Origin of the sequence: Paenibacillus taiwanensis DSM 18679 (assembly GCF_000425125.1) — a bacterium.
Taxonomy (GTDB): Bacteria; Bacillota; Bacilli; order Paenibacillales; family Paenibacillaceae; genus Paenibacillus_B; species Paenibacillus_B taiwanensis.
In genome coordinates, this window is sequence record NZ_KE384308.1 from 436,660 (window position 1) to 449,728 (window position 13,069).

At 46.9% G+C, this 13,069-nt stretch carries 8 protein-coding genes; all 8 read right to left on the reverse strand.

Annotation, left to right across the window (positions count from 1 at the left end):
- Positions 1-84 precede the first annotated feature (84 nt).
- Positions 85-795 carry a peptidylprolyl isomerase gene (locus tag H509_RS0120255; protein WP_245596204.1) on the reverse strand — a complete coding sequence of 237 codons (711 nt, stop codon included), beginning with the start codon at positions 793-795 and terminating at the stop codon, positions 85-87.
- 39 nt (positions 796-834) lie between these two features.
- Positions 835-3,576 (reverse strand): PBP1A family penicillin-binding protein, encoded by a 2,742-nt coding sequence (locus H509_RS26155; RefSeq protein ID WP_245596205.1) that lies wholly within the window; start codon positions 3,574-3,576, stop codon positions 835-837.
- Positions 3,577-3,929: 353 nt separating this feature from the next.
- Positions 3,930-4,169, reverse strand: coding sequence for an RNA chaperone Hfq (gene hfq, locus H509_RS0120265; RefSeq protein ID WP_028546686.1), 240 nt, complete (start codon positions 4,167-4,169; stop codon positions 3,930-3,932).
- A gap of 49 nt (positions 4,170-4,218) precedes the next feature.
- A complete protein-coding gene (miaA, locus tag H509_RS0120270; RefSeq protein WP_051287472.1) occupies positions 4,219-5,172 on the reverse strand; it encodes a tRNA (adenosine(37)-N6)-dimethylallyltransferase MiaA in 954 nt (317 codons plus the stop codon).
- Positions 5,156-5,941 (reverse strand): class I SAM-dependent methyltransferase, encoded by a 786-nt coding sequence (locus H509_RS0120275; RefSeq protein ID WP_028546688.1) that lies wholly within the window; start codon positions 5,939-5,941, stop codon positions 5,156-5,158. Before H509_RS0120275 ends, miaA begins: the two co-directional genes overlap by 17 nt.
- An 80-nt stretch (positions 5,942-6,021) precedes the next feature.
- A complete protein-coding gene (mutL, locus tag H509_RS0120280; protein ID WP_028546689.1) occupies positions 6,022-8,301 on the reverse strand; it encodes a DNA mismatch repair endonuclease MutL in 2,280 nt (759 codons plus the stop codon).
- A 143-nt stretch (positions 8,302-8,444) separates the two neighbouring features.
- Entirely contained in the window at positions 8,445-11,267 is a 2,823-nt protein-coding gene (gene mutS, locus H509_RS0120285) for a DNA mismatch repair protein MutS (RefSeq protein WP_028546690.1), read from the reverse strand.
- 203 nt (positions 11,268-11,470) lie between these two features.
- Positions 11,471-13,006 (reverse strand): putative amidoligase domain-containing protein, encoded by a 1,536-nt coding sequence (locus H509_RS26160; protein ID WP_051287474.1) that lies wholly within the window; start codon positions 13,004-13,006, stop codon positions 11,471-11,473.
- Positions 13,007-13,069 lie beyond the last annotated feature (63 nt).

Sequence of the window (13,069 nt, forward strand, 5' to 3'; positions counted from 1 at the left end):
TTTAGGTAAAAAGAAAGCACGCAATTCAATTATTGCATGCTTCCTTTTGGTCAATTGATGTAATTCTATTTAATTCTATATCCTTTAAGACTTATGAATCGTAACCGACTCAATCTTTACTTCTTCCTTCGGCTTGCTTATTTCTGTCGTATCGGGATTCTCCACCACAGGTGTTTTGGCAATTGCCGTCACAACGTCCATCCCGCTCTTCACTTTACCAAAAATCGGATATACAGGATTCATGTTTAAGCTCCCTGCATCATCACCCGTGCAAATAAAGAACTGACTGCCAGCACTATTGGGCTGACTAGACTTTGCCATCGCTACCACTCCAGGCTCATAGGAGCGCTTGCTATCCAGTTCATCTGGAATCGTATAACCTGGCCCGCCCATACCAGTGCCGAGTGGATCCCCAGTTTGCACCATAAACGTCTCCATAATCCGGTGGAACGTAATACCGTCATAGTAGTGTTCGTTTGCTAGGAACACAAAGTTGTTTACGGTCTGCGGTGCTTCTTTGGCAAACAGCTCGATTTCAAACGTGCCTTTTGTTGTTTTTACTTCGGCCACATAGCTGGCGTTTGGATCAATCGTCATTTTGGGCATTTCAGCCCATGACTTCGCTTTGTTCTCGACAGGAGCTGACCCACTTGCCGTGTTGCTTTCCGTTGGTGCAGCAGGTGTATTTTTTTGCCCACAGCCAATCACACTGATTAATAACATACTTAATATCAGTACACTTCCTGTTTTTATTACTGTCTGACGTAACAACGGGTGTGGACGATTTGATTTCAACGTTTATTCGCTCCTTATGAAACGGATCAAGTGTTTGATTTAAGCTGCTGGCGGGAAGGCAGCGGAATCCGCACCTTGCCCACCTCGCTCTTTATTTTTGTCAAGCTTGCCGTTTGAATTATCATGTTTGCCTGTATTACTGGAAATGGTTCCACCCGTCTCGTTGCTTGATCCATTACCCGACTGGCCGGAGGTAGAATTGTCAGTCCCATTGTCTGGTTCTACGGTGCCACCCGTGTCTGGCGGGATAATACCTCCGTCTCCATTTCCATTGTTGCTGCCATTTCCTTCACTACCGTTGCCGTTATTACCGCCACCATTATTGCCATTTCCATTATTCCCATTGTTACCGTTCGGATTATCTATCTCTCCTCCACCAGGCACATTAGGGTCCACAGGATCGATCACTGGCGGATCAACAGGTTTTGTCGGTGGTTCGACATTCTCGGCTTCAATCTTGATCACCGCTTCATTGGACTTGGCAGACTCTTCTGGTTTATCCTCACTCGTAGCTGTCACATAGTACGTGTACGTTTCTCCCGCAAATACACCGATGTCCTCGGCTTCGTTCGCTTGAATGCCAGCTAATATTTTCGTAAATTGCGGATCAGCACTTGCTTTACGGTACAAGTTGTACTTTACATTTTTTCCTTCAACGGCTTTCCAAGTTAACGAGATCGACTTGGTGTTCTCTGAATAGGAACCCTGCAAGCCCGATACTGTCGCTGGCGGTTTCGGTTTCTCTTCTTCTTTAACGTCCTCTGGCTTGTTGAACGTTTGACTGTCAACACCTTTTAGCGCTTGAGTCATTACTTTACTGAATAGTGCGGCAGGCTGACCGCTGCTGCCGACAAGAACATGATCTCGGTCTGTCTTGTCGTATCCCATCCATACAGACCCTGTCCACTCCGGCGTGTAGCCTACAAACCACAAATCACGATTACCTGGGCCATCATAACCAGGTACAGAGTGTTGTGTAGAACCTGTTTTCCCTGCAACAGGACGATCCATCTTGGCCGCTTTACCTGTTCCACTGTTAACTACTTCTTGCATCATTTGAGTCATATAATAAGCCGTCTTCTCTGACATTACTCGCTCAGGCTTAGGCACAGTGTAAGTATACACATCCGTATTTTTACGATCTTTAATTTGCTTGATCGTATAGGCAGGGAAATAGTTACCTCCGTTGGCAAATGCATTGTAGGCCTCCGCCATCTCGATAGGTGTTGTGCCTCTTGTCATACCGCCAAGCGCAATAGAAAGGTTGTAATCACCCTTGTCCAACTCAATTCCTAGCTTCTCTGCAAACTGAGTCCCGTTCTTTATCCCAATTTCATTTAGGAGCCACACTGCTGGCAAGTTAGTGGAACGTTTAAAAGCCTCAGTCATTTCAATCGGTCCCACGTACTTGTTACGTCCCAGATCGGTCGGGCAATAGTTACCAAAACACTGCTTGTCATCCCGCAGTGTTGACCAAGGGAACCACTGTCCTGTTTCTATTGCTGGCCCAAATGATACGATTGGTTTAAAGGCAGACCCTGGTTGGCGTTTTACATTTGCACGGTTCCACCCTTTTTTTACGTAATCACGTCCGCCTACCATCGCCATCAGCGCTCCACTCCGATGGTCAGATATGACCATCGAACCTTGTGATTTGATGTCATCCTTACTTTTCTCAAAGTTGTCATCATCACTAAATTCTTTAAACACAGCACGTTGGGCATCTCCATCCATCGTCGTATAGATGCTGAACCCGCCACGCAGCAATTCATCCTCTGTTAACCCCGTACGTTCCTCCGCTTCCTGCACCATATAATCTACAAAGGCCATATATGCGGCATCGCCCTTTTCAGTCTGATCATTCACGCCATTAGACTTAGGTGGCACATAATCAACTGCCGCTGCCTCTTCCATTTCTGACAGTGAGATGTATTTCTCCTCATACATGAGTGTTAAGACCACTTTACGACGTTCCTTGGAAAGATCCGGATTTGAGATCGGATTGTATCGGGACGGCGCCTTCGGCATTGCCGCCAATGTCGCCATTTGCCAAACTTTTAACTTGCTCAAATCACTTTCGCCAAAGTAACGAATAGAGGCAGCCTTCACACCATAGGCACCTTGACCAAAGAAAATACGATTCAAATACATCGTAATAATTTCGTCTTTTGTATAGTGATTCTCCAAAGCTAATGCGATCGACACTTCCGTTGCTTTACGGAAAAATGTCTTGTCACTCGTCAAAAACATGTTTTTGGCTAACTGCTGCGTAATGGTGCTGCCGCCTTCCTTCAGGCTGCCGTGCATAACGTCTTTTACCATTGCACGCCCAATTGACCACAGGTCTACTCCTTGATGCTCTTTGAAACGGCGATCTTCCGTTGCAATAAACGCATTTTCCAACATATCAGGAATTTCTCCTGCTTCCACCACTTCACGATTGCTAGCCCCATGCCCCAGCTTCGCAATCTCATTTCCTTTGCGGTCAAACACAGTAGAGGCTTCCGCCATTTGGAACATATCTGCTTCTTTATATTCTTTCATGAGTCGCTCGCCATTTAGCAAAATAAACAAATAGCCGCCTACCGCACAAAAGATTGCAAATGCGGTCGTAAAAAACATAAGCCACCAAGTCTTCTTCCATGACCACTTCTTCTTCGGCTTGGACATGTTGCCGCTCCCATTACCACGTTGACCAGAATGGTTGCTAGTACTTGTATGACCGGTACTGCTAGTTCGTTGTCCTCGATTGCTGCGAGACAACTTATCATTGTTAGACATTGTTTCCGACTCCCTTTTCCGTGAAGATTTCTCTTTATTGCGCTGCTGGAGAAGATGAGTGTTATTACCCTTTTGTAGGCCGTCTAGTAACGGCAGCAAGCTGCACATCGCTCCAACCTTTCTCTTTACGCAAGCTATACGGTTAAGATTCGACGCACTCGGCTGGCCGCTGCCCTTCAACATAAGACTAAAACGAAGCCGTCAAGCGGATGGAGCAGACGTACCGCACACTCCAACGAAAAGAACAACCCTTGTAGGGTTGTTCTTGACCGTACTATACATGTAGACGTTGCAAAGCCTGAAAAAGTTTCATTTCATTCTCAAGGAGCTGTGCCAGCACCTTAAGCAACGGATTAAGATTCGTTCTGATGGTCCTGCATCAGGGATACGTTGCGCATCGGCGTGAATGTGGAGATCGCATGCTTAAATACCATTTGCTGGCGTCCGTCACTGTCAATAACGATTGTGTAGTTGTCAAATGCGCGAATGATACCGCGAATCTGGAACCCGTTCGTCAAATATACAGTTACCGGAATGCTCTCCTTGCGTAGCTGGTTCAAGAACGTATCTTGGATATTAATGGATTTATTCATCGTCCGTACCCCCATAATCTTGATATAGTGTTGAAATATATTCAACCTCTTAGCGAAACTTTCCTGCTACGATGCCACAAATTTGTGAGAAATGTTCATCATATCGTGTACTGTCCGTCACGTCGATCCAATGAATGTCCTTCATACGACGGAACCATGACAGTTGACGCTTAGCGAACCGACGGGTATCGCGCTTAAGCAGTGTGACAGCGGCCTCATAGGACGTCTCTCCTGCTAAATACGCAGCTATTTCTTTATAACCGAGACCTTGCATCGAAACAAGTGATCGGGAATACCCTCGCTGCAGTAATTGCTCAACTTCTTGTACAAGCCCTTCTTCAAGCATCTCATCAATTCGGGCCTCTATTCGTTTATATAGCAATTGCCTGTCCATTGTCAAACCAATAAAACATAAATCATATTGCGGTTGACGCTGTTGGACTTCCAACTGTTCTGACATTTTCTGTCCAGTTAAACGAAATATTTCTAAAGCGCGAATGACTCTCCGTACATCATTCGGGTGCAGTCTTTCAGCCGATTCGGGGTCTACACGCCGCAACTGTTCATGCAGAATCTCGTTCCCCTGCTCCTCTGCTAGCTGGGCCATTTCTAGTCGGAATGGCTCGTCAGATCCTTGTTCGCTGAACTCAAATCCGTAACACAGCGACTCCACATAAAGACCTGTCCCACCAACAATAAATGGAAGCTTATAGCGGCCAGCTATATCGGGAATCAGCTCACGACAACGATCCTGAAATTCAGCAACCGAAAATGGCTCATCAGGCTCATGAATATCCATCATATAATGTGGAATCCCATCCCGCTCAGCTAAAGGTAACTTAGCTGTCCCGATGTCCATATGCCGATACACCTGCATGCTATCTCCCGATATGATCTCAGCATCCCAATGATGGGCCAATTGCAAACTTAACTTTGTCTTGCCGACCGCCGTAGGACCGACTAAAACAAGCAGTCGATGTCTAGGACTATTCGTTGCCGACAATGTCAATCACTCCATATGCTAATTTAGAACCTGTACGCTCGACGCGGGAAAACCCCAGTCGAGTAAATTCCTCACTGCCGCGCAGCTCTTTCATAACTACTGTCTTGCGTGCTACACGTATCGCCTCCTGCACCGCCTCTGCTGCTAGCGGTTCGTGATTCGCCAAATGACGCAGCGGATCAATAGCAGCTGATTCATGTACAGGCAGACGAAACATCGGATCAAAATAAATCGTATCCACCGATCGATCAGGCAAACGTAATAACATGTCCAAATAAGGACTGTGCTCCATGCGGATACGTCTCATCGCACGATTGATCTCCTCAACCTCTGATACGTAGGCACGCAGCCCTTCTCTGACGAGTACATACAACGGCAGTTGACTCTCACATGCCGTAACACTGCCTGTGTCGCCAACAGCCATCGAAAAAACGAGGGCATCGCCCCCTAAGCCTGCCGTACAGTCCAACACCACATCACCTGGTTTCGTGCGTGCCGCGCGAATCATCGTATCTGACTCCCCATTTAGCAGCCGCTTTGATCGAATAAATGCCATGCTTGGATGATAGGTTAGATCCGCCTGTCCAATCTGTGTATAACGAATACCGGAGTCCATCATAATTAGAAATTGGTCGTCACCGTAACGTTTCCGCAGTTGGGGAAACGATTGCTTTCTCCGAGTCGTATACAGGCAACCCAGTTCCTTCGCCAGCGATTGAGCTTGAGCAATAACATGAGGCGAAGTCGAATCACCTGTCGTAATAATCATAGGTTCCTCCTCATTATAAACGGTACAGAAACGTAAATACAAATGCTCATGTACCCTAAATCATATATGATATGTGTTCCTTACATAATACGCTTAAACATTTTTTCCAGATCATGATTTGTGAACTTGATAATGATTGGTCTGCCGTGCGGACACGTAAATGGCTGCTTGCAAGCGCCTAGTCTTGCGACTAACATATCCGCTTCCTCTTGTGTAATGCGCTGATTCGCTTTAATAGACGCTTTACAGGAACACATTATGGCTGATGCTTCACGCATTGTCGTAATGTTTGGCGCTTTTTCACTTAGCACCCAGTCCATCATGTCTTGAATGAGACCCTCTTCCTCCCCGTTTGGAAACCAGTAGGGGTGAGAGCGAATTAGAAATGTTTGCGCGCCAAACGGCTCTACAGCAATTCCTACCTGTTCTAGCAGCGGCAAACGCTCTCGAATACGAGCCGCTTCATTCGGTGTCAGCTCAATTGTTAAAGGAATAAGCAGTTCCTGAAAGGCGTCGATCGGTTTACCAAACTTGTCAACATAGTATTCATAATTGACCCGCTCATGTGCTGCATGCTGATCTATTAAGTATAATCCTTCTTCGTTGCCGCAAATCAAGTAGGTACCATGCAAAGAACCAATATAAGACAAAGCCGGAAACGGAGGGAGCGCAGCATCCGTAACAGCGCTCTGCTCCATTACTTTGTTCCACGCGGCTAAGGTTGTACGGTTAACAGGTAAACGTTCCTCTCGCTGCGATTGCCGACGGTAGAAATCGTCCGCCTTGCTTGATTGATCGCGGTTGTTTGATCCCTTATCACTACTCGATGATACCCTATCATCTGGCCTTGTACCCGAATGCTGAACTTCATAATTAGCCCCATGCTCACGTTGTCGATTATGCGTGAAGGATGCGCGGTTTGAATGCCCACCCTCCCCAATTTCCTTCTGGTCTGTTGAAATGGAAACTGCCGAATATGGCGCATCATCCATAACATGAATAGGCCCCGCTTGCTCATCAGCGACGTGTGGCGCATTGTTCTCTAGCTGCTCTGCTTCAGCAAACTTTGTAGAGGCCGGCTCCTGAACAGCGTTTGGCTGCTCTATTCTAGTAAGGGGATCAGACATTTCAGCTGCCACAGCAGTTTTATTCGCATTTCTGTCGTCAGAAGCAGAGCTTTGGTGTGTTATCTCGGGCAATCGCTCATTATGGCCTGAGGAACGCTCTTCCTTGGGCGCATGAAACACTAGTGAGCCGCGAGCCTGCATCGGAATACCTTGCTCATTAGTAGAAGCAGCCCAGTCCATTTGAGCTTGCTCGACATACGTTTTGACTTTCGCTTTCGGTGTAGGAACAGCCTTTGGAATAAGAGTCTGTCCGACAAGCCCCTCGCGGAAAGCCGATTCCACAAACTCAGACAGTTCAGCCTCTTTGCTGAACCGTACCTCCATCTTGGACGGATGGACGTTCACATCTACCAAGGTCGGATGCATTTTCACCTGCATAACGATGACCGGATAACGATTGATAGGAAGTAACGTGTGATAAGCCCGCAGCGCCGCCTGGTTTAATGGAAAACTCCTCACATATCGACCATTCACAAACCAAGACATTGCATTTCGATTAGAGCGTGTAAGCTCAGGCTTTCCGATATAACCTTCTACATCGTAATCCAAATGCTCTGCTTTTACTTTAATCATCTGCTTGGCCGTTTGGACACCATACACCGCAGCAATAACTTGTAACAGGTCACCATTGCCTAGCGTTTGCAGCAGCATATTTTCGTTATGTTTAAGCGAGAAACTGATCTCTGGATATGACAAGGCTAAACGATACATCAAATCAGATATATGTCCAAGCTCTGTCTGAATGGTCTTCATATACTTTAAGCGTGCCGGTGTATTATAAAACAGTTCTTTGATCGTAAATGTTGTCCCCTGCATGGACTGGGTCGGCTCATGTGTCAGCAGGTGTCCACCTTCAATGACAATTCGCCTTCCCAAGCCAGTAGACTCTGTAGAAGTAACGACTTCTACCTTAGCTACCGCGGCTATACTCGGTAAAGCCTCGCCGCGAAAACCTAGACTGCGAATCGCAAATAAATCACGATTTGAACGAATTTTGCTCGTCGCATGCCGTTCAAAAGCAGTCTCCACATCATCCTCCGCAATTCCAGATCCGTTGTCCTTTACTTGTATGAACTGGAGGCCGCCCTCTTCGACGACCACATCAATATGTCTGCTGCCAGCATCAATTGCATTTTCAACTAATTCCTTAACTACAGATGCCGGACGTTCCACCACTTCTCCAGCAGCTATCTGGTTCGCAAGCTGATCATCCAGCACATGGATAATAGCCATCGTCTCACCCCGTCCCTTTACGCATACGATGCGGATAAAACTTTGATTTCTACAACTATAACTATAATTATAACTACCATCGTATCACGCGCACTATTTGTGGTACTATCTTCCTTTAGGATACTAAAATGATACAAACAAGCTTACTTCATCTTCCTTGCAGCTCGCATCAATTCATGCAGTTGATTCATCGCTTCAAGCGGTGTCATTGACATCACATCAACCTCCTGCAATGTTTCAAGAAGCTCTAGCGCTTGCTCTGTACGAGGATCTGTCTGCCCCTTACTCGAAGCTTTCATAGCAGCTGGATTACTAGTTTCCCCGTCTTCAAGCCGTTGATCAGGAGTGAAAGGTGGCTGCATGTCGTTAAGCGGATGGTCAATTTCAGTAGCCACTGCCGTTTGTCTGCTTGCCGTACCCCCATCCTCAGCTTTAGCCTTTGTATTGGCAAGCGATTTCGAATTTGCAGCTTGAATTGCTGCTTCATCACCGAATAAGGACAGCTGAACCAGCTTCAATTCGCTTTCACTTGCAGGACTTGTTAGTTGCGAACTATCCCCAGCCGAAACTTTTGGCGCTTCGCCCTCGTAATTTGTGAGCAAATCATATGCCCTTGTTATAATTGAATCCGGTAATCCTGCCAGACGTGCGCAGTAAATCCCATAACTTGTGCTCGCCGCTCCTGGAATAAGTTTACGAAGGAAGGTCACGTCGTTTCCGTTCTCTTGCACAGCCATGCAGACATTTCTCAAACGTGTCAATCTGTCCTCCAAGTGCGCCAGCTCATGAAAATGCGTAGACACCAACGCCTTGCAGCCGATACGATGATGTACGAATTCGATTACGGCCTGCGCGATTGACATCCCTTCACTAGTGGAAGTGCCTCGACCGAGTTCATCAATGACAACCAGGCTCCGTCTTGTTGCCTTTTCAGTCATAACTTGAATGTCCATCATTTCAACCATAAACGTGCTCTGTCCGCCGATCAGATCGTCTGCCGCACCAATCCGTGTAAAGATACGATCTACCAAAGGAACAGAGGCAGCATCTGCCGGAACAAAACACCCAATTTGAGCCATAATACATATTAACGCGACTTGGCGCATATAGGTGCTTTTGCCGGCCATATTCGGCCCGGTAATGAGCAGCATGGAAGAATCCTGCTCATGAAGTGCAGTGTCATTGGCCATAAAGCTGCCTTGCTGCATCACAGCCTCTACGACCGGATGTCTACCATTGGTCACATCCAAGTCATAGCCGTCATGCAACGCAGGCTTCACAAAGCGCTGCTTGGCACTTACGGTCGCAAGCGATTGGTACACATCCATCTCAGCCAGCGCTTCCGCCAACGTTTGCAAGCGTCGGATATGATCATTAATACGTTGACGCAGTTCACTAAACAACTCATACTCAAGACCAACCATTTTATCTTCAGCCTCTAAAATCAAGGCTTCTTTTTCCTTTAATTCAGGTGTTACATATCGTTCAGCATTGGCAAGCGTCTGCTTGCGTTCATATCGTCCTTCAGGCAGTGCTGCCAAATTAGATTTCGTAACCTCGATGTAATAACCAAACACTTTGTTGTAACCAATCTTAAGCGACTTGATCCCCGTCGCTTCACGCTCTTTTCGCTCCAACTCCGCAATCCAGCGTTTCCCGTTTACACTCGCTTCGCGGAGCTTGTCCAAATGGGCGTCATAGCCCGTCTTAATCAAATTCCCTTCGCGTGTAGATACTGGCGGCTCTTCAATGATCGCTTGCTCAATCCACTCCGCAATATCTTGACACGCGTCCATTTGATTAGCAACTTGCTGCAGCGTTGTAGAGGACATACTCAGGCACAGTTCTTTTAGCTGTGGCACACGTTCCAATGACAGCTTCATCGCGATCAAATCCCGACCGTTCGCCGTACCAAAAGCGATACGCGCAACAAGACGCTCCAAGTCATAGATCGCCGAAAGCTGCTCACGCAACTCCTCACGCCAAATAAGCTGGTGATACAATGTATTTACCGCTTCAAGTCGTGCTTCGATAGTTGCTCGGTTCAGCAGCGGCTTGTCGATCCAACGCCGCAGCAGCCTCCCTCCCATCGAAGTTTCAGTTTTATCCAGCAGCCAGAGCAGCGATCCTTTCTTGACCCGCTCTCTTACCGTCTCCGTTAACTCCAAATTCCGGCGCGTAAATGGATCAAGCACTAAATATTGATCCGGCTCCAACTCACGAATTGTCGTTAATTGGCCAAGCGATCGCTTCTGCGTTGTTTTTAAGTAAGCCATCATCATACTGATGACATGCTGCCGCTCAATTTCAAGCCGTCCCCATACCGATTCGCCAAATTGCTGCCGTGCCAATAAATCATCTCGCTCTGGCCATGCCGTGAACAGCACATTACGATTCCAGACAGCGGTCAGAGGCTTGACCTCTCCCAACAAGGCCTCGTCTCCAATCATTTCATTAGGCGCATACACATTTAGCTCATCCATGAGCCAACCAGTTCCCTTTGGCGCAGAGGATACTAACAATTCACCTGTCGTCAGATCGCAAGCTGCGAGGGCATGCTTGCCGTTAAGCTCAGTTATGCCGATTAAATACCGATTGGATTTCTCATCTATTGATTTGCCTTCCATCACAGTTCCTGGGGTAACGATACGTACGATTTCCCGCCGCACAACCCCTTTAGCTGCAGCAGGATCTTCCACCTGCTCGCAAATCGCTACCTTATACCCTTTCTCGATCAAACGTTGAATATAATTTTCGGCAGCATGATAGGGGACACCACACATCGGAATTTTCTCTTCTGCGCCACCGCCTCGTCCAGTTAGCGTAATTTCCAGTTCCTTGGATGCCAGTAAGGCATCCTCAAAAAACAATTCATAAAAGTCACCTAATCGGAAAAATAAAAAGGCATCCTCTGCCTGTTTTTTTACGGCCAAATATTGTTGAATCATTGGTGTATAAGTGGACATCATATACCTCCATACCGGGTCATCATTAATTTATGAGTATAATAAGAACGTTGCATGCTGCTGTTCATCTTGATTGCGCTTTATAGTTTACATGTTGCTTTACGTATCAAATACAATTGCCTCTAAAAGTCCTATTTGTTATCATAGCAAAAAAAGAGCGATTCCTCACCCTGTAGATGATGACAGAACACAAAACATCACTGTCACAACCATACAGAGCGTATATCATCGCTCTCATTCCAAGTCCAATTCAGCTCGATTTTTCTTATTAATCGTGTAATACTTATTCGATCGCTCTCGTTTGCCAACACATATACATCAAGTAAACCTTCTACCGCTTCATCCCTGTATACGTCTCGTGCTCCCCGCTGAAAGGCTTCCGATACAGTTCGCGCCGCGCCGCTACGTCTGTTCAGCTGCTTATAATGACGGACGACCACATCAGTAAGCACAAGTACATCTAACGTTAATTCAGGACAAAATGCAAAGTTTGGCAGCGTGCGATACTCGAAACCACCTGCCCCCCCATGCTCTTGCTGCCTGACATCTCCGAGTGCCCCATACCTAGGCCTGCGGCGTAGAGCAACAGTTGGCCCATCCTGCTCGAGAAGACTTATGGGAAGTGCCACATAGGAATCGAGCGCTCGTATAAGCTCACCCGTAACTGTCATTCCAGATACGTGAATATGACCTCCAAGCGGAAACTTGCCACGAGGCCGCCCACCAGCATGCCACAATAAGGAACCGCCACTATTAGCCTGCTCTGCTTTTACAGTTCCATCTATTTGCTTGGTCATTTTTAATCCAACAGCTCTGTCAATTGCCTTAGCAGCAAAACGCATCGCTCCATCTAATTCTCGCACAAGCCCTGCTGGCGTAGATGACGGCAATGGCCGTAATTCCATAATGGGGTAACACACATTTCCATTCAATCGAACCGCATCACATCCAGCAATGCCGCCGCGCGGCAAATATTTGGAGGCCGCTACAAGTTTACGTCTCGCCGCATCGTAAAGTATATATTCCATATCCAGTCCATATAACAGGTTCTGATGTGCCCTTCGTTCCTCATGCAAAATGGTGCTTGCAGCCGCATGCAATTGATTTGTGTAAGCATCCCACACCCACGTAGGAACCCCTGAACGAGACACTGGACTCGTTTGTACAACAACGTCACCTGCCTGAACATCGTCAATAGAGTTTACTTCAAATACCTCCTGCTGAGTCCCACTATGTACATATTGAATCGTTACTTGCAGCGTATCCCAACCGAGCGCATATGCCGCTCGAATAGCCAAATGAGCCAGTCTTTTGTACGGTGGCTTGCTCCAGTCATCAAGCTGCCGATGCATAAATTTGCCGCTCGGCTGCAACAAGCTATATCCTGCTGCTGCAACTTCTAATTGGTTAACCCAAAAAGTGATCGTTCTTGCGTATGTAGTGGCAGCAGCCGCATAATGACCTGCCCATACCGCTTGTTCGGATACAGGTATGTCAAATAATTTCAGGCATCGCCGCATCGATTGATCTGTCCAATCACGACTATATCGATTTAAAATGAGACACCTAGACTGCTGCTTCAACTCCAGTTTAGCCAAGTGCTGCATCCATTTTTTCCGCCAGCTTGCATTTCCAATGAGCCAATGAAAGAGAGCCCCACCTTCGGACAGAGGAAGGACAGGCATGATGGAATCGCCTTCCTCCCAAAAATGAATGTACGATGCCGTCTGAACCGTCACGACGCTCCCTCCCATCTGCCTCAAGCCCATTTCCTTACTTTCAAAAAAAAGGAGGGCTATCGC

Bases quoted from the DNA above. Each gene is read 5' to 3' on its own strand.
- H509_RS26155 (WP_245596205.1), bottom strand. From the start codon at position 3,576: ATGTCTAACAATGATAAGTTGTCTCGCAGCAATCGAGGACAACGAACT.
- hfq (WP_028546686.1), bottom strand. From the start codon at position 4,169: ATGAATAAATCCATTAATATCCAAGATACGTTCTTGAACCAGCTACGC.
- H509_RS0120275 (WP_028546688.1), bottom strand. From the start codon at position 5,941: ATGATTATTACGACAGGTGATTCGACTTCGCCTCATGTTATTGCTCAA.
- mutL (WP_028546689.1), bottom strand. From the start codon at position 8,301: ATGGCTATTATCCATGTGCTGGATGATCAGCTTGCGAACCAGATAGCT.
- mutS (WP_028546690.1), bottom strand. From the start codon at position 11,267: ATGTCCACTTATACACCAATGATTCAACAATATTTGGCCGTAAAAAAA.